This window comes from Acinetobacter sp. AOR18_HL, assembly GCF_027855145.1.
Classification (GTDB): domain Bacteria; phylum Pseudomonadota; class Gammaproteobacteria; order Pseudomonadales; family Moraxellaceae; genus Acinetobacter; species Acinetobacter pittii.
This window is the reverse complement of the sequence record NZ_JAKTIG010000005.1, coordinates 82300-105431: the sequence shown is the minus strand read 5'-3', so window position 1 is coordinate 105431 and position 23132 is coordinate 82300. Positions and strand designations below refer to the sequence as shown.

Genomic DNA, 23132 nt, shown 5'->3' with positions numbered 1-23132 from the left:
TCCAAAAATAATAGTCGCTGCTGTTGCATCTATGCTACGCAATCATTCATATTCGTTCTATAGCCTGTGTAGAATACCCAAGTCCTCTTCACGACGCTATGCCGTTTTTTAAAATTGACGAAATGAGCCTCTATGACCATAACGCCAAAGCCTGATTCAGTTGTTTATCGTGTGCGTGTAGCCGTACCTGTGCATCTGTACGATACTTTTGACTATACACTCACCCAAGCACAATATGAACGGGCTCACGTAGGCTCACGCGTCGCTATTTCATTTGGACGCCAAAATCTGATTGGCATCATTACTGAAAAAGTTGATCCAAGTGAATCATTTACAGGTACCTTTCAGCTTAAAGCCATTTCTGACCTTTTAGATGAAGAACCAATTTTAGATGAACAAGTTTTAAGTTTATTGACATGGTCAGCTCAGTATTACCAATTTCCAATTGGTGAGGTCATGCAAACTGCCCTACCTGCATTATTGCGTCAAGGCAAACCAATGGATGTTTTGTTCCATCTTTGGAAAATCACACCATGTGATAATGTTGAAGCACTTCTTAAACGCTCTGTTAAACAACAAGATGCGTATCAAATTTTAAAGTTACACCCTGCCGGAACTACAGAGAATATTCTTAATTTAAGTGGTGTAGAAACGGCTACGCTTAAAGCACTTCAAAAGAAGGGACTAGTCGACTGTACGCTTGAACCGCACGACTTTAGCCCATCACCTGTTCAATTGGCACAAATGCCACTTACACTCAATGAAGACCAAAAGAAAGCAACTCAGCACGTCGTAAACGCACAGCATCAATACCAAGCTTTTTTGTTAGATGGTTTAACAGGAAGTGGTAAAACTGAAGTTTATCTGCACATCATGCACGAAGTGCTCAAGCAAGGTAAGCAAGTACTGGTATTAGTCCCAGAAATTGGTCTAACCCCTCAAACGATTTCTCGTTTTAAGTCTCGTTTTAACTGTGATATTGCTCTATTGCACTCAGGCTTAAATGACTCCAAACGCTTACAAGCATGGCAACAGGCTCAGACTGGCAAAGCATCTATTATTTTAGGAACCCGCTCAGCCATCTATACGCCACTGCCACGTTTGGGCTTAATCATTCTAGATGAAGAACATGACCTCTCTTATAAACAGCAAGAAGGTTTCCGTTACCATGCACGTGATGTCGCACTGTACCGAGGTCACTTACAAAACTGTCCAGTTATTTTAGGTTCAGCAACACCGAGCATCGATAGTTATTATTTGGTCGAAACTGGTAAATTAACTTCACTGCAACTTAACCAACGTGCAGGCCATGCGCTTTTGCCTAAAATGCATTTGATTGACCTTAAAATTGTCAAAAAGCAACATGGAATTAGCCAACCTCTTATTGAGCAAATCAAGCATACGTTAGCAAGAAAAGAACAGGTTTTAATCTTTTTAAACCGTCGTGGCTATGCACCTGTACTGGTCTGTGAAAGTTGTGGGTGGCAAGCAAATTGTCCACATTGTGATGCACATTTTACGTTGCACACTCAGCCTTATTCTTATTTACACTGCCACCACTGCGGTACTGTTCATCGCTTACCCGATCACTGCCCTGAATGTCAGCAAAAAAGCCTAAAAACCCTAGGTGCTGGAACAGCTAAGGTTGAAGAGCACTTACAAGAACTATTTCCAGACTATGATGTGATTCGGGTTGACCGTGACAGCACCAGTCGTGTCGGTAGCTGGCAAAAAATCTATGATCGGATTCATCAAAACAAACCAACAATTTTGCTTGGTACTCAAATGTTGGCAAAAGGTCACCATTTCCCACACGTGACTTTGGTTGCTATTTTAGATATTGATGCTGGGTTACTCAGCGTAGACATTCGTGCGCCAGAACGTACTGCACAGTTAATTGTACAAGTCGCGGGTCGTGCAGGCCGTGGTGAACATAAAGGCCATGTTTATTTACAAACCCTAAGACCAGATCACCCTTTACTGACCACGCTCATCGAAAAAGATTATCGGGCGGTTGCCAAACAAACTCTTGCGGAACGTAAAGTCGCATTACTGCCGCCTTACCGTTATGCAGTACTGATACGTGCGGAATCCAAAGATCGTGACTATACCTTGCAATTTTTAAATGAAGCGGCAGAACATTTACGCCAAATTGCGGGTGAAATTGTTGATATTTGGGGGCCAATTCCAGCCCCTATGGAGCGTAAAGCTGGACGCTACCGCGCCCACATGGTGATTTTATCTGCTGACCGTGCTCGCCTCCATTTTTACTTAAGACAATGGTGGTCACAATTGGTTCATGCATCAAGGCAGCATCAACTTCGACTCTCAATTGATGTTGATCCGCAAGAATTTAATTAGATGGCTTGAATATCATAGTGTGAAGAAGCCTTTTTGGCTTTACACTTAAAAGAGACTAATACATTCGAGGCAATGAATGTCATTCTTACTGCAAGCAACAATTTTTCTTGGAGCTTCTCTGATTTTAGTCCCTCTTGGCAAACGCCTAGGGATAGCAACAGTTTTAGGCTATTTATTTACAGGAATACTTCTGGGCCCTAGTGTTTTAAATATTGCACATGACCCTGAAGCGATTATGGAACTTGCCGAATTTGGCGTTATCTTATTAATGTTCCTGATTGGTTTAGAGTTGTGCCCACAACGTTTATGGGAAATGCGTAACTCTATTTTTGTAATGGGAAGTCTGCAAGTCCTCATTAGTGGGGCTATTCTTATGCTGATCGTACTATTACTGTTTCAACAGCAGCTTTCTGTCAGCTTTGTCATTGGTTTTGCCCTTGCGCTGTCTTCCACCGCTTTTGTATTACAACTTCTGACCGAAAAGCAGCAACTCAATACGACTTATGGTCAGCAGTCTTTTTCCATTTTACTTTTCCAAGATATAGCGGCTATTCCTTTACTTGCCATTATTCCATTATTGGCAGGAACAGAATCAACTCATCATGGGGTAGCTTATTTTGCGGCTATCATTGCAACCTTTACTGGTCTATTTCTGTTTAGTCGCTATGTGATGCGTCCATTCTTCCGCTTTGTTGCCAAAAGTGGAGCGACTGAACTTATTACAGCAGTAGGATTATTTATTATTCTTGCTGTTGTCTTGCTTATGGACACTTTAGGAATTAGCACTACATTAGGTGCATTCCTCACAGGTGTATTATTAGCAGATTCAGAATTTCGCCACGAAGTTGAAGCGAGTATTGCACCATTTAAAGGTTTATTGCTTGGCTTATTCTTTATGACCGTTGGCATGACCACACAGCTGTCACTGCTCATTGAAATGCCTTTGCTTATTATTGGTGGTGCAGTCAGTTTATTACTCATCAAAACGCTGATATTGACCGCTATTGCCCGCTATAAAAAATACAGTTGGAATAACAGCTTGCTTTTAGGTACTTGCTTGGCACAAGGCGGAGAATTTGCTTTTGTAATTTTGAGTCTTGCAAAAAGTGAGAAGGTTTTAACTCAAGCTATATTAGAACCCGTGACTCTAATCGTAACGTTGTCGATGGTACTTACACCAGTAATTTACTGGATTATGGCAACTCAGATCATTCCTCTGTTTAATAAAGAACGTCCACCTGAGTATGACGAAATTCCTCAGCAGGATAATCCGATTATCATTGCCGGTTTTGGTCGATTTGGACAAATTATCGCGCGTATTGCCCGCCTACAACATTTAGGCTTTACTGCAATCGACAACAATCTTCATCAAGTGGACTTTGTTCGTCGCTACGGCGGCAAACTCTATTATGGCGATGTAACCCAGCCCGATTTACTGCGTTCTGCCGGTATTGAAAAAGCTAAAGTATTTATTTTAGCGATTGATGATGTTGAAGACTCTATGAATGTCGCGCGCCATCTTAGATTAAATTATCCAAACTTAAAGCTGTTGGCTCGTGCTCGCGACCGTCACCATGTCCATCTTTTAAGAGATTTAGGTGTTGAATACATTTGGCGTGAAACGTATCTATCTTCATTAGGTATGGCTTACCGCGCTTTGCGAGAACTCGGTATCTCTGATGAACAAGCCTATAACAATATCGAAATCTTTCGGGATTATGATGAGAAATTGCTTATACAGCAGCAAAGTATTTATACAGACGAACAGAAGATCTTTGAAACACATCGTAATGCCTTAGCCGAGCTTGAACATTTGTTTGAAAGTGATGCGCAGCAACAGGCTACATCAAAACATGATGTTAATTTAAAGCGTCATTTACAACCAAATCGCATCGACATTACAAGAGATCATCTAGAATAACTTGAGATTTCAGAAAATGGCTATATTAAGGACTTATTCACATTGCCTAAATAATTGGACAATGGGCACAAATCTGCCCCCTGTCCGGCTTGCGGCTTCGCTGCATTTCCTAAGCTTGATTAAAACGAAATAGTTATACTCTGCTTAGGGCCCTGGAGAATATTATGTCTGATTTACGCCAACGCTTTTATATAGAGAACTTTCCAGTACGTGGAGAAGTAGTTCATCTTGAAGAAGCCCTACAAACCATCTTAGCTCAACGTGACTATATGCCTGCTGTTAAAATTCTGCTAGGTGAAATGTTGAGTGCGACTGCATTACTTGCAAGTACACTAAAAATCAAAGGCCGTATCAGCTTGCAAATCCAGGCTAGCGGCACCTTCAAATGGGCGATGGCTGAATGTAATCATTTAGGAGAGGTTCGTGCTTTAGCGGACTATGAAACTGATCCTCGCTTTGTTGAAGCAACAGACAGCAGCACAGTTCTGGGCGCCCTAGTTAATCCTGTTTTATTTATTAATATTGAACCGGAATTTGGCGAACGTTATCAAGGGATCGTGCCGCTTGATCAAGTAAATTTAGCAGGCTGCTTGATGCAGTATTACGATTTATCTGCACAAATTCCAACTCGTATTGTGTTGGCAAGTACAGATAAGCGTTCTGGCGGTTTACTGATTCAACTCTTGCCACGTCATGATGAAGAAGAGCAAAACTTGGTCGATGAAGATTTATGGCCACGTTTGACAATGTTGACCGAAACATTAAAAGCTGAAGAGCTTACCAATTTAGATGCAAATGAAATCCTGTATCGTTTATATAACGAAGAAGAAGTTCGTTTACCAGAAATTGAAGCTTTAAAATTTGGCTGTACATGTTCAAAAGAACGCTGTGCAAATGCCCTGATTCAAATTGGTGTAGACGCTGTTCATGAAACCCTAGAACATCAGAACCCGATTCGTATGGACTGTCAGTTCTGTAATACGCAATATACCTTTACCGCTGAAGAGGCTTTAGCGTTATTTGGTGAACATTTAAGTTAATCTTTTAACTTTATAAAAAGGCGGTTATACCGCCTTTTTTATTTACCTGCATTTTTTGATGATAATTTTCAACATGTTAATTCAAATAGGATAATATAAGGCTACTTTATAGCCTAATAAATAAGATGCCTAAATACCATGAATTATTTTGATTATTTTCTCTTTATTTTTAGCGTAGTTATCATGATTGCGACCCCTGGCCCTGTCATGATTTTAGTTGCAAGCGCTGGACTTAAAGGGGGCTATAAAAAAGCACTGGAAACCATTTTTGGTACAAACCTAGCATCCCTTGTTTTAATTTTTATTTCAGTACTGGTTTTAAAAGGAGTACTGAGTGTTAATGATAGTTACCTCAATATCATTCGTATTTTAGGCTGCCTATATATTGGCTATCTGGGGTTGAGTATTCTTAAAGAAGTGATTCAGGCACCTCACCCAGAAGCGATACAAACAGTTTCAGCACAAAATGGTGGCTTTAAAAAAGGTTTTCTTGTCGGTATTTCAAACCCAAAAGATATTATCTTTTTCTCGGCTTTCTTTCCGCAATTTGTCTCTATTACCCCTCAGTTAAATTTAAGTTTAACCCTACTTACGCTGACATGGATTGTTTTAGACTTCCTCACCCTATCTTTGGTTTATATCTTTTTCCGCCGCCTTTCTAACAGTCATTTATATCCAAAAATATTAGGCCTCTGCGGTTTATTACTTTTACTGATTGCTCTTTACGGCTTGTATCAAAGTTTTATCTAACTTATTAGAGGTATAGTCTAATTTTGCTATACCTCCTTACGTTCCGCTGGATTTCGTAATAGAACAACTCTTATACAATCTAGCTTATTGAAAACTCTAAAAATCGTTTCATAATGAAATAAACAACACCATCGTGATAAAACATTATGGCAAAAAATTATTATGAAGAATTAGGGGTTACACGCAAAGCCTCTGCTGATGAAATTAAAAAAGCTTATCGAAAATTAGCCCGCAAATATCATCCAGACATCAGCAAAGAAAAAGATGCAGAGGAAAAGATGCAGGCCATTAATGTTGCCTACGACACATTAAGCAATGCAGAAAAAAAAGCCGAATATGACCAAATGTTAGATCATCCTCAAGGTTTTAATAACTTTGGTCAGGGTGCTGCACAAGGTGGTTTTGATGGAGCACAGTTTTATCGCCAAGGTTTTACAGGTGGTGAACAAGCAGACTTTAGTGGTTTTGAAGATTTATTTGGTCGCTTTGGTGCAGGCTTTGGCGGTGGGCAACAACAATATCAAAGACAACAACGTAGTTATCACGGTGAAGATCAACATGCCAGCATAGAGGTTGATCTTGATATTGCCTATCATGGTTCAACACAGCAAATTACTTTGCAAATTCCAACCATAAACGCTTATGGCGAACCTGAAGTTCAACGCAAAACCTTGCAGGTGAAAATACCAAAAGGCATGAAAGAAGGTCAACAAATTCGCTTAAGTGGACAAGGCCAAAGCGGGATTAATGGCGGTGCCAACGGCGATCTTTATATTGAAATCCAGTATAAAGATACAGACCGTGTTCATGTTGAAGGCAGTGACGTATATCTGACCGTAGATGTAGCTCCTTGGGAAGCGGCACTAGGTCAAGGTATTGAAGTAAAAACTCCAGCAGGATCCTTACATGTCAATTTACCTAAAAATGCCAAACAAGGACAACAGCTACGCTTAAAAGACAAAGGGATACCAAATAAAACGCCAGGCCATCTCTATTTAATTTTAAATATTGTATTCCCCCCAGCAAATTCTGAAAAAGAAAAAGAAGCGTATCAGCAACTGGCAGAAGCCTTTGCTTCATTCGAACCTCGTTCATCTCATTAGGGAGCAAGATCATGACAACCATTCACTATCGAGAAATTGTATATGACGGCCATACCTTTAGTGCAGAGGTCGTTGATGAACAATCGACATTTGATTTACAACAATTTGCCCAAGCTTGTGGCCAAAGTCCTGACTGGATTCTTCAGCTCATTGAATATGATATTTTATCAGTCGAGAACACACCTGAGGCACACCAGTTTATGGGTGAAGATGTCGCACGTGCACGTAAAGCGTATCGTCTACAACGTGACTTTGACGCAAGTTTGGCAGCAGTTGCTGTAATGTTAGATTTGATTGATGAAGTGCAACAACTTAGAAAACAGTTGAAGCATTTTCATTAGATTAGATAGTGACGACGGAGTCCTACTGGCACTCACTATCTATTTCATCAGCCAATTACGTTACTTTTGTTTTGGCATGAGTAGCGAAGCTACGCAAGGCCAAAACCAGAGATATTGAAGTGCGTACTAAGATCAAATTTATATTTGAACACAAGCTACGCACTTCGTTTGTCTTGCGCTCGAAGCAAACGATGTTTGCTTTTTCTCGCTCAGGTTGTGGATGACGCTTAGCTCAAGCAAATTTGGAAAAAATTCAATAAAAATTGAAGAATTATTTCAACCGAGTAATCTTTTCCACTTCCTTCAAAGTCTGCTTAATCGGTTCATATTCCAGAAACCAAAACAAATTCATTCGATCTTGGCGATGCTGTTGAGCCAGTAAATCAATCACACTTTTTTCACCGCGCCCCACCAAATGTTGTCGATAAAAATAGTACAGTAACAAAACAGTACTTAGCAGCATGACTCCGAGCATAATCCAGAAACCTACCGGTGATTTAAGCCCTGGAATAAACTCAAAGTTCATTCCATAAATACCGGTTAAAAGCGTAAGCGGTGCAAATACAGCAGTAATAATGGCAAGAATACGCATATTCTCATTGGTCTGGTTGGCAATTGCTGAGAAGTGCAAATCAATCGCCGACTGAATGGCGCTACGTAAACGTAAAGTATGTTTTTGAATACGTTCGACATGACTCATTAAATCATTCAAACGAACTAATAAAAGATCTTGAGAACTATGCGTCTTCTCACCAATAACATGATGATAGTTTTCTACAATTTCATCTCGAAACTCTTGTAAGGTTTCGATTTGCTCTTCGCATAAATTTTCAACCTGCTGAAAGGCCATGTTTTCATGAAACAGTTGATGCCACTGTTTAAAACGACGATTACCTTGCAACAATTGTTGTTGCCAATGCTCAACCCTTCTAGTTAAAGGTGAACGGATATCAAGGTAGCCATCCACCATGCTATTCAGCAGACGTAAACATAAATCTACAGGCGAATTAGGCAGCTTACGGGTTTTGTTTTGTTCTTCCAAAGTTTTACATAAAATATTTTCGAGACGTTGAATATAGTTTTCAATCGACTTATTGCCCTGCTCACGAACACTAATCAGAACTTTAGGGGTAAAAATAAAGCTAATCGGCGTGGTTGCTAGACCAAATACACTCTCATGGGATTCCCCATTTTTAATTTCATCATCAGGTGTAACGAGCTTTCTAAAAATAAGCAGGTCGTATTCTTCAAGCGTATCAAATGCACAAGGATGCTCAATATTCGCAATATCTCGCATATGAAATTCATTGATAACCACGTCTGAAAGCTGCTGAATCTTTTGTTGCCATTCTTCGTTATGGTTCACCACATCCGTTCTGACACTATCAATCCAGAAAAACTCTAGAATGTGTTCATTATGCTGCTCACGGCTTAAAAAGACATAGCCGTCAGCGTGATGGCGATAAAAGTAATAAACCTGCATACCACAATGATCTGTTTTTGTATTACTTGCATCATGCCATAAAAAAAGTCCGCATCAAGCGGACTTTTTCATGTCACCAGAACAATTATGCTTGTTCAATGTCTTTCATAGTCAATTTGATACGACCACGATTATCAACATCAGCAACTTGTACTTTCACTTCCTGACCTTCTTTAAGAACATCAGTTACGTTCGCAATACGTTCATTTGAAATTTGTGAAATGTGAAGAAGACCATCAGTACCCGGCATGATGTTTACAAACGCACCGAATTCTACAATACGAATTACTTTACCGTCATAGATCTTACCTGGTTCAACTTCAGCAGTAATTGCTTGAATCTTAGCAATTGCAGCTTTAGCAGCAGCTTTAGTTTCACCAAATACGCGAACTGTACCATTGTCTTCGATATCAATTGCAGCTTTAGTTTCTTCAGTAATTTGACGAATAGTTGCGCCGCCTTTACCAATAACATCACGGATCTTGTCTGGGTTGATGTTAATCACTTCAAACGTCGGTGCATGAGCACTGATTTCAGCACGCGCACGTGAAATGACTTTATTCATTTCGTTTAGGATGTGCATACGACCAGCAAATGCTTGGTTTAATGCAACTTCCATAATTTCTTCAGTAATACCTTCAATCTTGATGTCCATTTGAAGTGCAGTAATACCGTTTGCAGAACCTGCTACTTTAAAGTCCATATCACCTAAGTGATCTTCATCACCCAAGATGTCAGAAAGTACTGCGAAACGCTCGCCTTCTTTCACCAAGCCCATTGCGATACCCGCAACTGGTGCTTTAAGCGGAACACCTGCATCCATAAGTGATAATGAAGCACCACATACAGAAGCCATTGAAGATGAACCGTTTGATTCAGTAATGTCAGATACAATACGAATTACATACGGGAAGCGGTCAGCCGCAGGAAGAACTGCTTGAACACCACGACGTGCTAAACGACCGTGACCAATTTCACGACGCTTAGGACCAGATTCACGGCCTGTTTCACCTACAGAGTATGCAGGGAAGTTGTAGTGCAACATGAAGTTGTCAGTCTTAGTACCAGCAAGGGTATCAACCATTAACGCATCACGAGTATTACCCAAAGTTGTTGTTACTAACGCCTGAGTTTCACCACGTGTAAACAATGCAGAACCGTGTGCACGATCTAATACGCCAACTTGAACGTCGATAGCACGAACAGTTTTAGTATCACGGCCATCGATACGTGGCTTACCTGACAAGATGTTGTCACGTACTGTACGGTATTTAAGGTCTTCGAATAATTCGTTTACTTCATCAGCAATACCAGTTTCGTCATTTTCTGGAACGAACTGAGCTACAGCTTCTGCATAAAGTGCATCAAGTGCTGCATAACGATCTTGTTTAACCGCAATTGTATATGCTTCAGAGATTTTCGCTTCGAAAGCTGCTTTTAATTGCTCAAGAAGAGCTTCGTTTTTAGTTGGAGCAACCCAAGTTGATTCAACAGCACCAGCAGCGGCAGCAAATTCTTTAATCGCTTGAATTGCGATTTGCATTTCGTCATGACCGAAAAGAACAGCACCAAGCATTTGGTCTTCTGAAAGTTCTTTCGCTTCAGATTCAACCATCAATACAGCAGATTCTGTACCTGCAACCACAAGGTCAAGGTCACTTTCTTTCAACTGTTCGAAGTTCGGGTTAAGAACATATTCACCGTTGATTAAACCAACGCGTGCACCACCAATTGGACCACGGAAAGGAGTACCAGCAATAGACAATGCTGCTGATGTACCAAGCATTGCTGCAATGTCAGCATCCATAGTTTTGTCAGAAGAAACAACTGTTGCTGTTACTTGGATTTCGTTGAAGTAACCTTCTGGGAACAACGGACGAATTGGACGGTCAATAAGACGTGAAATTAAAGTTTCAGCTTCAGAAGCACGACCTTCACGCTTACCGTAACCACCAGGGATACGACCAGCTGCATATTGTTTTTCTTGATAGTTCACTGTTAACGGGAAGAAGTCTTGACCCGCTTTTGCTTTAGGTTGAGCAACAACTGCAACTAAAACAGTTACGCCACCCATAGTGATTAAAACTGTGTTTGCTTGACGTGCAACGCGACCCGTTTCTAAAACGACTTGATGTTGACCGAATTGGAATTCTTTACGAACGATATTAAACATTGACATGTATTGTATTTTCCTAATTTTATTCTAGTGAGACCCCTAAGGTTTGGCATTCAGACTACACCGATTGGTAGATAAATGACAAAGCTTAGAAGCCATCACACTAGATCAATTATTTAAAATAAGTTAAACGCAAAGAAGGAGCGCACAAGCGCCCCTTCTAAAAATCACTTAACCTAACGTTAAGTGAAACTCTCTTTTCAGCGATAAAGCATTGCGACATGCGAAATAGCGAAAACAAAGTGAAAATCGAATTAACGACGTAAACCTAAAGCACCGATCAAAGCAGTGTAACGACCGTGGTCTTTACCATTTAAGTAGTCGAGCAATTTACGACGTTGGTTAACCATACGGATCAAACCACGACGGCTGTGGTGGTCGTGTTTGTGAGCTTTGAAGTGACCTTGTAAATCATTGATTTGAGCAGTCAATAAAGCTACTTGTACTTCTGGTGAACCAGTGTCATTTTCAGCGCGAGCAAATTTAGCAATGATCTCTGCGCGGTCTGCATTAGTTAAAGCCATTCGATTTCTCCGAGATGCTTAAAAAAGTAAACGATATGAATCAGTTGAGGCAACTGACTGCCGTGCATCACTACAGCAAGTCGCCTATTTTAAGGTATCTATAGGTGGATTGCAAAATAGTTTTCAGTAACTTGTCATTTTAGACACTGACATGAGGACCTTAACCCTGCACACTAGCCTCGAATAAAAAGAAAGAAGCGCGAGGGACGTGTGAAAATTTTTTCAACCAACACTTGTCCAATACCGGACAATATTGAGCAAGTCATTCGACAAAAAGATGAAGTTGCTGCTGAACAGGGTGGAATGAGTGATCACCAGATTCAAAAAATCTGGAAAAGTATAGAAACACTATATAAAACCGGAAACTATCCACTCATTACCTTTTGTTTACGCAGACAAGGTAAAATTTTGCTGAATCGAAGCATTGGATATGCTCAAGGAAACTCTCCGGCAGGACTTCAAAAAAATGCCCTGATTGCAACACCTGACACACCTGTTTGCCTATTTTCAGCATCAAAGATGATCACAGCCATGTTGATTCATCTATTAGATGAAAAGGGTGAAATCAATTTGCTTGATCCTGTGAGCTATTATGTTCCTGAATATGGTGTCAACGGTAAGCGTCGTGCAACGATCTTTCATTTATTAGCACATCGTGGTGGCATTCCTTATATTGATGGCGATGTCACACCAGATTTATTATTTGATAAAGACGAAATTTTAAAACGTTTATATGCTGCCCGACCTGTGTCTCCTGCTGGCAATCACCTTGCCTATCATGCTGTTACGGCAGGTTATATTTTAGGAGAAGTCATTGAACGGGTGACTGGGCAGGATTTACGTGAATTTGTACATCAAACTATCGAAAAACCAATGGGGATGCCTTATTTCAATTATGGCTTAAAACCAGAATACCGTTCAGAAGTCGCCTTAAACTGTGCAACAGGTCTGCACCCTCGCCTTGGTACCGATCACTATCTGAATCATGTGTTAGGTGGCGGTTTACAACTTGCAGTTGATGTGACTAACGATAGTCGTTTTATGGACACCATTTGCCCAGCTGGAAACATCTATACCAGTGCAGAACAAGCTGGCCGCTTCTTTGAAATGCTTTTAAGTGGTGGAAGCTACGGCGGTCAGCAAATCTTTAGTGAGAAAACAATTTTCAGAGCAACACTGCCAACCACAGGAGTTAACATTGACCGTACTTTGCTAATTCCAATGCGCTATGCTCTGGGGCCAATGTTAGGTAGCAATCCTGTAGGTCTTTTTGGCCCAATGACGGGGCAAGCTTTTGGTCATTTAGGATTCTCCAACATTTTATGCTGGGCTGACCCTGAAAGAGATATCAGTGTTTCCCTATTAACAACTGGTAAATCTGTAGTGGGTACTCACCTACCTGCTTTAGCTAAAGTGCTCTATCAAATCTCAACTCAATGTCCACGTATACCGAGAGATCAACGCCGTTCGTTATTTGGTAGTGATTCTCATGAAACTGACTTAGTGTAGAAACAAATACAAATAAAAAACCCAAGCATTTCTGCTTGGGTTTTTTGCGCTGTAGTTTTTGTTTATCGTGTTATTGCTGTTTTTATTGTCGTTGGTGAGATGCTAGTCACATCCTTCTTGTTGTTCTAACTCACTTCCGATGTTTTTGTTTCTATTTCCTTATGTGATGTATTGTGACATATCCAATTATGAAGAAAAGTAGTATTTTTCTTATCATCATGTAAGTGAAAACGTACAGGTCTGTATAATATTTGGTAAATAGCCATTTTTAACCTTTAACGTACAGTTCTGTATAACATATAACTTAACAATTCACAGGAAAAATGCCTGTTTTGAAATCATATTATAGATAAATATATTGATATTATTGATTTAAATCTTTAGACAAAAACAGAGTGAAGATAGTGCTAAAAACGAAATGTTGTAATGCTTTTTTAAACATAGTGAAAAGTAGAATATAAAAAAGCCCTGTAGTCTCTCCCAAAACTACAAGGCTTAGCGGCTGTAAGTTTCCTCTTTATACACCTACTTCATTGTAAGTTCGCAGTCTCTCGACTTAAGTTATTATTATTGTGCGATTTTGCCCGACATTCCGTGCCAAGCTCGTTGTGCGTTTATAATCTCAAAAACGTGGGATGTACTCTAGCAGCAAATATCTCGAATCTATGTAAGCTTTTTCTTACAAGGGTAAAAATATTAAGTTTGTCTTAACGAACTAACCGATTAACTTTTTGAACTAAACCGCTTTTTCGTGTAGTACGAACTGTAAATGCTTGTAATAAAGCCTCTTGATGCACCAAAAGACTGACTACTTTCTTAGCTCGTGTAATCGCAGTGTAAATAAGTTCTTGGCTTAATAAGTTCTTGGCAGCCTGATCTAAAACGACAGCAGTATGTGTAAATTCAGACCCTTGCGATTTATGAATTGTTAAAGCGAATGCACTTTGAATACTTTTAGGTAATCGATTTGCAGCAACCCATTTGTTCAAACTTGGAAAATATACTTCAAACTGCTGTGGCTGAGTCCTGTGCTCAAAGCACAAACCAATATCCCCGTTTGAAATACTGAGCTGATAATCGTTATAGGTCATCATTACAGGACGACCGACATACCATCCTCCAAGAGTCACTATTGAAAGTTGCTGCTGCAACCAACGCTGCGCATATTGGTTTAACTGCTGCAATCCAAACGGACCATGACGAACCGCGGTTAAAATCCGGTAGTCATCAAATGCTTTTACTACGTTTTGGACCTGTTCAATCGAGCGTTCTTCTTTTAAATAATTTTTTAGACTCTGTACATATCCTTGGAAACCGAGCATTAGCTTTTGATAATAGGTATCTAGGTCTAATAGCCCCCCTTCTGGTAAATATTCAAGCTGAACAACATCAGGCATGTCACTTTGTAAAAGTATAGGCTTTAATTCTGAAACCTGAACAATATCAATTTCAAACCGCTGCAAAACCTCTACATGGTCTTGTTTATAGCTTTGTGCCTGAATAAATTTGGCCACTTGTCCAATCAACGCACCTTCAGTAAAACGACGACTGGTTTGTAATTGTACCCGGTTATCAGCCAACGCCTGTATTTGCTGCAAATCTGCAAGAACCGCCCCGACATCAACGGAAGCGAGCTGATTTGCATCTCCTAATAAAATAATTCGACAAGACTCAGGCACAGCTTCAAATAAAAGAGTAGCCAGATTTAAATCCAGCATGGAAGCTTCATCGACGACAATCACGTCATAAGGCAAAGGCTGTTTTTGATTAAACCGTGGTGTCTGGCTATGTCCCATCCCCAACAAACGGTGAATCGTTTGTGTTCCCTGATTTCTGAGCTCTTCACTCACTAATCCGGACTCAAGCAATTTAGGGTCATTAAACGAGTTCTGTAAAGCCTCTTGCATTCGCTGTGCTGCTTTACCTGTTGGAGCAGCCATCGCCACACGAATATGTGGAATAGCTTGGCTAAGTACAGCAATGATACGTGCCAGCGTATAAGTCTTACCTGTACCCGGCCCACCCGTAATAATACTCAGGCTCTGCCGAGCAACCATTTGTAAAGCTGCCTGTTGATGAGCATCGGTAAGCAGGTCTAAATAGTCATCACAAGAGACAGGTTGAATTAATTGTTGCTTTAATCGACAAATTTGTTCTGCAAGTCGTTGCTCTAGGTGCCAATATCGGTATAATGCCAACCCCTGCTCATCGTAGACGCACGGCGCAACTTTTAAGTTTGCTTGATCGGCAGATATAGCAAGCTGACCAAGTGCTGCAATTTGCTCTAAACTGATATCAATACAACTATCGCCTTGTAAGCTCGCTTCAATAAGCTGCTGCAAGTAAGAAGTAGCTTCTGACACTTGCGATTGTTCAGTAAATGGAGCCTGATTTAAGAAGTTACTCCACGTTGTTAACCAGCTTAAATCGGCTTGTTCAGGGCTGTTTAGATTGTCCACACACTTATCCACCTAGTTTTCCACACGCTTGTCCACATGGTTATAGACAGGCTTATCCACATGCCAAATATTTGTTAATATTAAAATTACATACTTTATCAGCATTTTTCATGCAATTTTATCCTCAGCAAAATACCCTAAAATGGCATCAAGACGCAGAATAAACTCAATGCTAGGCTGCCAGTAATAATAGCCCTGCTCAGCTTCACCATTCATACCACGTAAATAAAGATAAGTTGCCCCACCTAAGTGTTGCTCAATTTGGTAATCCTGCATTTTGACTTGCAAATAGCGATGTAATGCAACGAGATATAGACCTGCTTGTAGCCAATAACTTGCTAAAGACATGCTTTGGGCAATGCTATCGCTACGATAATCTACAAGATCATCACCTAAGTAATTACTTTTATAATCGGCAATGTGGTAACGCTGCCCATCAAAATAAACCAAATCGATAGAACCGTTGAGGTAACGTGCTGAGCGAGCCTCAAGTAATTCCGGCATATTCAAACCATACTCAGCGAAAAGCTGCTGAATACGTGTCATCGCTAGAACCCGATCTGACAACGCCAAATAAAAAGGAAACTCTGACAAATACTGCTCTTGTTGAAGCTGATTTAGTCGGAAACCTTGATAAAGCGGTGTTCGCAAAATATCTTTCAGCCACTCTGCAACTGACTGGTAAAGCAGATGCTCGGCATCTTCTTGCTCTGGGAAGCTCTCGTTATATTTATTAAGTAAATCTTGCCAAAGACTACTATAGTCATTTTTAAAACGACGACGTATTTCACTTACCCAGTCATCTGAACATTGAAAATCGATATGCTCAAAGATTTCATGCAAGAAATTACCGGCAAGTGTTCCTCGCGGAAAGTTACTCTTTATCCAGTCAATCGGCTGAGCACTGATTTCTTCAGCAGTGTTGATCAAATCCAGCTCATCTTCTGCTAATACCGCATCATTGCTCTGACTCGCCAATAAATCTGTGCCAGCCTTATGTTTTAAATGCTGTGCCAAGTAACTGAAACTGGTTTTACCTCTCGAATAAAAACGTTGTTCCGGAAACCGTTGTGCTTGTATTTCAATAATACTTGTTTGTTTGGCTAAATGAATTGCCTGTGGAATCTGCTCCAAAACCATTTCATCCGTACAGCAACGGTGTTGAAAAGGCTCAGTCCTATTTTTCCAAAATGCGAGACCTGATACTGACTTGCCATCAAGATCTTGTAAAAGTGCATAGACGCGGTGGCTTGCTCGCGTTAAAGCGACATACCAAAGTCGATTCTGTTCAGCGAGCGCTCGTTCTTCGTGCTGCTTAAGTTCTATTTCATTCAAATAAGTCTTGTCAGCAATCGCAACGACACGTTGAGTCAAAGTCTGGTTTGAGTCTAGTTGGACAATATCTTGGGTCGAAAAATTGAGTGTTTTATTATTTTCTCGAAAGGGCTTGTCTGCACCTAGTAAAAATACAATCTTAAATTCCAGCCCTTTTGACTGGTGAATGGTCATGAGCTGAACACCAGCTTCACTCGACAATTTACGTTCTAGCTCCCAATCACGGTCAAGAGGAGAACGCAACTGTTTGAGATACCAGTGATAAAGGTTCTGAGCACCTGAGTATTTTTCACTGTGCTGACTCAGAATTTCAGTTAAATGACGCAAGTTCACCACAACCCGTTCATTATCTTTACTTTGAGCTGCAACCAAATTTTGCCATATATCAAACTGGATGAGACATTGTTGCCATGCCACTAAAAAGCCTTGAGCGGACCACAACTCTCTAATCGTGTCAAAACCAGTCATAAACTGGCTTAACCCTTCGGCTGTCTGCTCAAGTTGCAAGAGTTGTTTTAAATCCATGGCAAATAGACGGCTAATCAAAGCTCGCTTCACTTTTGCCTCATCGTAAGGATGAAGTATGGCGGTCAGCAAAGCCCCCACGTCTTGAGCAATCGTACAATCGAAAACACTTCGTTTTGATGGCCTGTTAACCCGAATTCCTAAACGCTCTAGCTCAAATTGAACTTTATCGAGGCCATCATGATTACGAGACAATACCGCAATATCATCTTCGTTTAAGGTTTGAGTCTGAGTATCTTTTTGAAAATATAGTTGTCCAGCATGTGACTGGTTAAGTAGATCTCGAATCTTCCATGCAACTTGCTGAGCCTCTGTTTCTTTATCTTTGAGCATTAACCAGCGCAAAGGGTAAGGATTATGATTGTTCTGCTCAATCAGTACAGGATGAGGTCGAGTGCCCGCTCGAATTGGGTCATATTGAACCTCTTCACCAAAATCAATTTGTCGTTGAAATAAGGCGTCGACCACATCAACCAGATCAGCAACAGAACGATGGTTATGAATTAACTTATATTCACGACCATGTTTGGCTTGAATATCTTTATAGGCATTTAAAAAGGTGAGCATATCCCCACCACGGAAGCCGTAAATCGCCTGTTTACGGTCACCCACCATAATCATGCAGCCTTTTTGGTAGCGCTCCGGATGACGCCAAATGCTCGCCAGCATATCGTCTTGATCTTGGTTAGTGTCTTGAAATTCATCGACCAAAATTAAGGGATAACGCGCTTGAACAAATACAGCAAAACGTTGCCCCTGCTCACCTTTTAAAGCTTCTGAAAGTGTACGAATTTGCTGAGAAAAAGTAGTTTCACCTTTATTTTGCAAAACCTGAGGTAAGCGTTTTTTAACCTCTACACATAAATAGGCCTTTAAAAAAATATGAAGCTGGTCGAACTGCTCGGCGTAGTTTTTTAACACACCAAATAACTGCTGAATCTGTTGAATACAAGGATGTTGATAGAAACCATCTGAAATTTCAGCAGGGCATTTCTTGAAAACTTTTTGATCGGCAAGTTGACCTAAAAACTTAAAAACAAGTTCTCGTTGTGCGGCTAATGACCCATCAAAAACCAAAATGCTGTCGCTTTGCTTTAGAACTTGTAGTAGCTGCGGTAAACATTCACTAAATAGTTTATTAAATGCCCCATTTCTAAATACTGTCCCGCTCACATGTTTATAGTGCTCGCCATCAAGCAAGTAATATGCTTCTAAAAGACTGATATCAATTTCTGTCGCTAATTGTTTGAGCTGCGTAAGTTCTTCAAATTGAATGGTTGGTTTTTCGGGAAGTTTAAAATGAGCAGAACTAAAGTTAAGTGAGTCTTCAACAAGTTTGACAAAACTATCGACACTCTTGAGTTCACCAGCCAGATACAATGCATCAATCACGGTCTGAGGTTGAGACTGTATCCATTCACGTAAAACATCATGAATCAGTTGTCGACTATAAGTTTTAGCATCATCGGTAATTTGAGCGCGTTCAATTTTGCCACTCTCAAAGGCAAACTCACGTAATAGTTTTTGGCTAAAGCTATCGAGTGTTCCGACAAATAACTCGTCTAACTGATCTATAACCAATTTTAAACGTTCACACGCATAGGCAATACGCGTCGCAAAATGCTTTAGAATATGCTGGAGTAATAAGTCAGGTTCTTGCTCTGCCTGCGTAAGTAATTCTTGTTCTGTAAAACTACGCTTGGCATCTAAATAACGGTACGTTTCAACCAAACGTGCACGAATACGGCTTTTTAACTCAGCAGCAGCAGCACGGGTAAACGTGGTCGCAATGACTTGTCTAGGCAAGTATTTTTCAAGAAAGATACGGACCATCAAACTTGATAAGGTATAGGTTTTTCCTGTACCTGCCGAAGCTTCAATTAAGTGCAAGCCACTAAATTCAATATCAATAATAGGTTGATAAGACACCTGTACTCTTGAGTTCATGCCTTACTCCGAATGTTGAAATTGAAAAACCGGATGATACAAATCATACGCAAACTCATCACAAGCATGTTGAAGCAAAGCTTGCGCATCTTGTTCTTGTAAAATAAAGCTCCAGTCTTGATGCAACTTACAAGCTTCATTTTGAGTCATATCCATCGTGGTAAATGACCCTGTTTCATTCCAGTATTTTAGCAGCTCAGCATAGCTCTTCTCATCCAGTTTTGCTTTTTCTGTCTGATTTGTTGTTTCCCACTGATATGCTTTAGCTTTTTCTAATGGCTTTAATAATAAGGCTGCTGGTAAAACCAATGGTTGTTGCTGTGCATGGCGCCAGATTTTAAACCATGGTTGTAAATATTGCCGAGCTTGCTCAGAACTAATCCCACTACAAATCACAGTTTGATCGCTAAAAACCACAATACGGCGCTTTTCGGCTCCTGCACTACCCTCATTCAAATAAGCTAACCAGAGCAGATATTCTAACCAGACTTTAGCACGTCTTTTTGCGCGAGCGCTTGAAGGTTCCATACTCACCCAGTCCCGAGTTTCAGACTTCGGAACGGTAATATTCATATGAAGCTGTTTAGCAATTCGCCAAATACGCTGAGTTGTTTGTGTCACTGCTGGTGCATAATGGTGAAGGCGTTCAAGTAAACATTCTTGCTCAAAAACACCTTGTTGCCATGCGCTATATTTGACTTTACCGACAGGCAACTGATCAATTAATACTTCAGGTTGTGCTTGCTGTTCAGATTGTTGTAAAAAATGTCGGATCGCATAGCGCCCTAAACCATCTAATAATAAAGGTTCATTTTGGTCGAGCACTCCGACACTTCCTAAGTTTTCTACCCCTAAAGTTTTCAAATATAATCGTGCAGGGAATGTTACATCCTGTATCCACTGCTGGCTTTCTAAAACCAGTGTGTCAGGTATTTGTAGCGGATAGGTCGTGTTCGCCCAAGGCTGACGGTTTCCTGAGACTTGCTGAATTTGTGAAGCGACCTTAAACCAGTGATCTTGATAACGAATAACACGCTTCTCTACAGTAAAACCTTTCGGGTCAAAGGGCTGTAAATCATGGAAGTGATGGAGTTGTTTTAGCTGTGAAGGTATCTCAATTCCTTCAATAACGACACTTTCAGGTTCACCATCTTCAGCTTTCACAATCAAGGCAAGATGTTCACGGAACTCTTGAAGAATACTGGAAGGTTCGCGCACCTCGCCATCGTTCACATCAAAGCCGTTATAAAACAGCCATAAATTTTCTTGGGCTAATAATAAAGCATCTAAAAAAGCACCTTGATCATCTTCAAGTCGAGAGCGATCACCTAACTGCTGGCGCAGTGCATCCATCAAATCAAATGGAACATGGGTATCGCGGTTTGGAAATTGCCCTGCATCAAGATTTAGCATGACCATTAAACGATAAGGTAACGGTCGAATGTGTCCAATTTGGGCAAAGGTAATTTGCCCTGTCGGTTCAGCTTGTGCACTTTGGCTTTCTAATGTCCGTTGAATTTCTTCAATAATATAAGGCAGAGGCAAGGTAATTTTGCGCAAAGTTCCTGTTTCTGTCTCGGCGTAATAACTTGCGAGGGTCAACATTCGCTCTTGTTTCTTAACAATTTCCCGCACAGCTTTTAGAGCAGCAACACCGACCTGCTCAAATTCAACAATATCTTTGCTCAGCACTTGGAGCCAATATTCAACGGTATAGACTTTCCCCTGCTCATGCAGAGTAAGCCAATCACGGCGCTCATTCAAATCCTGATAAATCTGAATGAGTGTACCCACCAACTCGAAATCGCTCGGTTGAACTTTGGCATAACTCAACACCTGATTAAATGTTGCATGCACAGGCACAGCAATGCCAAGGGCCAATCGCTCTAGGGCAAATTTAAAACTATATCGATAATCATCATCACCCTCACACAAACTGCGCTTGAGATGCTCTGCATCAAGCCCTCGTTTAAAGCCTGCATCGGCAAGCAAATTTAAAATTCGCTCAACCTGAACATATTCAAGTTCATAACGTTGTTGAGTCGCATGCAAACTTAACCAATCAGCAAAATCATCAAAGCTAAAACGCCCCTGCATCAGTTGAATACGCCCAATTACTGCACGCCAAGCATTCAGTGCATCAAGTGATGCAACACCTGCAATCTTTACTGGCAAATGCACACCCTGCTCAGTGGCAGTAGCAGGAAATACACTTCGAATTAAAGGCTCTATGTCGGCCAAATTAGGAACTAGAACTAAAATATCGTTTGGACGGCGCGGCTGTTCATGCGGTTTAGCCAACCAACAGATTAATTGCTCTTTTAATACTTCAAGTTGACGTAGAGTCGAATGACAAACATGAATCTGAATAGAGTCATCATCGGAAGCAAGCTCATATTGTTTAGCTTGAGGCTCCACTAAATGCAAAATATCTGACTGAACTTTACCAAGCAGACTTTCAGGGAAATCATCCACAAAAGCGTCAACCCACTTACCCTCTTCACCCGTAGATAAATTCGATAATAAAGAAAAGTGATCGCGGGCTTGTTTACCCAATCGGGTTAAAAGCGGATGTCTGGATTCACGCGCTTCAGCATTAAAGTTGAGTGTAAATTTATTAAAGAAATCACTAATTTCAGCATCAGTAGCCTTTGGATTTTTCGCAATAAAACGCTCTTTTACCCCTAAGTCATAACGCTGTTTCCAGAGTGGATCGACACTATCGGCCCAATATTCTTGTGAAGGGTTATAGTGCAAAATCAGTACATCAACGTATTGGCCTAAACGGCGCAAGAACTGTAACTGGCTTGGCGGCAAATCTAATAACGTAAAGATCACCACCTGATTAGGTAATCTTGAAATAGCACGCTTACTGCGGTCTGGATGATCTAACTCTTGCCAAAACAATGCATCAATTTGCTGCATCTGCAAAAAGTCATCATGAAAATGTTGTTGCCATAACCAACGCTGCCAACGTTCTAGCTCCTCAGTTTGATGTAATGCAAAAGCAGTCACTTCTTCATCTTTTTGCACAATATATTTTTCAATATCGAGTGCTCGGCCCTGCCCCCAAGCAGACAACCAGTTTTCCGGACAGGTACAACTATTTTCACAACCACGCTGACACTGCCCACGATAAATCATATAGTTACTAAATAGATCGGCAACCTGCTCAGCGACCCAGTACAGCATTTTTTGTTTTTTTAATTGTTTGTCTATGCCTTGTTCGAGTCGATCTGCGCTGTCATAAATACGCTGGACAATAGAATGTAAAGGATGCGACGAATCTATACTTATCGTGTCTGGTTGAATGAATTCGTGCAAAGCTTGATGCACCCGCCATTTAAAAATTAAACGTGGGATGTTCGCTTTACGAACCTGTTCTTTATGCGCAGTTAAAACTTGCTGGTAGGCGTACCACTGGAAGCCGCGTACCCGTTGGTGAAACTGGTAATTAGCACTCATGCCTTGCTGTTCTGCAAGTTTTTGTATCAGCCACTGCTCGACCGCAGGACTTGGAACAATAAAATGCTGGGTTTTCAAAACCTGTAATGGATGCGTTGAAGCTTGAGATGTAGACGTCAATACACCTTGCAACAACACATCAATACGTTGACTTTGAATAACATGAATCCCCATTTATTTCATATCCTGCTTG

Annotated in this window: 13 protein-coding genes; 7 read left to right on the top strand and 6 right to left on the bottom strand. The window is 40.6% G+C overall.

Annotated elements, in window-relative coordinates:
* The first annotated feature begins 132 nt into the window (after positions 1 to 132).
* From MKL51_RS01240 to MKL51_RS01215, 6 genes are all read left to right on the top strand, one after another.
* On the top strand, positions 133 to 2361 hold the full coding sequence (locus MKL51_RS01240) for a primosomal protein N' (RefSeq protein WP_005079289.1): 2229 nt from the start codon (positions 133 to 135) through the stop codon (positions 2359 to 2361).
* Positions 2362 to 2437: 76 nt separating this feature from the next.
* Complete coding sequence (locus MKL51_RS01235; RefSeq protein ID WP_107908866.1) at positions 2438 to 4282, top strand: monovalent cation:proton antiporter-2 (CPA2) family protein; 1845 nt, start codon at positions 2438 to 2440, stop codon at positions 4280 to 4282.
* Positions 4283 to 4446: 164 nt separating this feature from the next.
* Entirely contained in the window at positions 4447 to 5322 is an 876-nt protein-coding gene (gene hslO / locus MKL51_RS01230; protein WP_005079292.1) for an Hsp33 family molecular chaperone HslO, read from the top strand.
* A 138-nt stretch (positions 5323 to 5460) separates the two neighbouring features.
* Entirely contained in the window at positions 5461 to 6072 is a 612-nt protein-coding gene (locus tag MKL51_RS01225) for a LysE family translocator (protein WP_005079293.1), read from the top strand.
* 146 nt (positions 6073 to 6218) lie between these two features.
* Positions 6219 to 7175 carry a DnaJ C-terminal domain-containing protein gene (locus MKL51_RS01220; protein WP_005079294.1) on the top strand — a complete coding sequence of 319 codons (957 nt, stop codon included), beginning with the start codon at positions 6219 to 6221 and terminating at the stop codon, positions 7173 to 7175.
* Between the two features lie 11 nt (positions 7176 to 7186).
* Entirely contained in the window at positions 7187 to 7516 is a 330-nt protein-coding gene (locus MKL51_RS01215) for a chaperone modulator CbpM (RefSeq protein ID WP_002114963.1), read from the top strand.
* A gap of 271 nt (positions 7517 to 7787) precedes the next feature.
* On the opposite strand, the gene MKL51_RS01210 is transcribed toward MKL51_RS01215, so the two are convergent.
* From MKL51_RS01210 to rpsO, 3 genes are all read right to left on the bottom strand, one after another.
* Complete coding sequence (locus MKL51_RS01210; RefSeq protein WP_005079297.1) at positions 7788 to 8999, bottom strand: magnesium transporter CorA family protein; 1212 nt, start codon at positions 8997 to 8999, stop codon at positions 7788 to 7790.
* 85 nt (positions 9000 to 9084) lie between these two features.
* Positions 9085 to 11172, bottom strand: a complete 2088-nt coding sequence (gene pnp, locus MKL51_RS01205; RefSeq protein ID WP_170814194.1) for a polyribonucleotide nucleotidyltransferase — start codon at positions 11170 to 11172, stop codon at positions 9085 to 9087.
* A gap of 257 nt (positions 11173 to 11429) precedes the next feature.
* Positions 11430 to 11699, bottom strand: a complete 270-nt coding sequence (rpsO, locus tag MKL51_RS01200; protein WP_002114951.1) for a 30S ribosomal protein S15 — start codon at positions 11697 to 11699, stop codon at positions 11430 to 11432.
* A gap of 210 nt (positions 11700 to 11909) precedes the next feature.
* On the opposite strand from rpsO, the gene MKL51_RS01195 reads away from it, so the two are divergent.
* A complete protein-coding gene (locus MKL51_RS01195; protein ID WP_005079300.1) occupies positions 11910 to 13208 on the top strand; it encodes a serine hydrolase domain-containing protein in 1299 nt (432 codons plus the stop codon).
* A 707-nt stretch (positions 13209 to 13915) separates the two neighbouring features.
* On the opposite strand, the gene recD is transcribed toward MKL51_RS01195, so the two are convergent.
* The 3 genes from recD to MKL51_RS01180 form a co-directional block, all read right to left on the bottom strand.
* Entirely contained in the window at positions 13916 to 15667 is a 1752-nt protein-coding gene (gene recD, locus MKL51_RS01190) for an exodeoxyribonuclease V subunit alpha (RefSeq protein WP_005079301.1), read from the bottom strand.
* Positions 15668 to 15775: 108 nt separating this feature from the next.
* Positions 15776 to 19474, bottom strand: a complete 3699-nt coding sequence (locus tag MKL51_RS01185; protein WP_005079303.1) for a UvrD-helicase domain-containing protein — start codon at positions 19472 to 19474, stop codon at positions 15776 to 15778.
* A gap of 3 nt (positions 19475 to 19477) precedes the next feature.
* Positions 19478 to 23113 carry an exodeoxyribonuclease V subunit gamma gene (locus MKL51_RS01180; RefSeq protein WP_005079305.1) on the bottom strand — a complete coding sequence of 1212 codons (3636 nt, stop codon included), beginning with the start codon at positions 23111 to 23113 and terminating at the stop codon, positions 19478 to 19480.
* Positions 23114 to 23132: the final 19 nt, after the last annotated feature.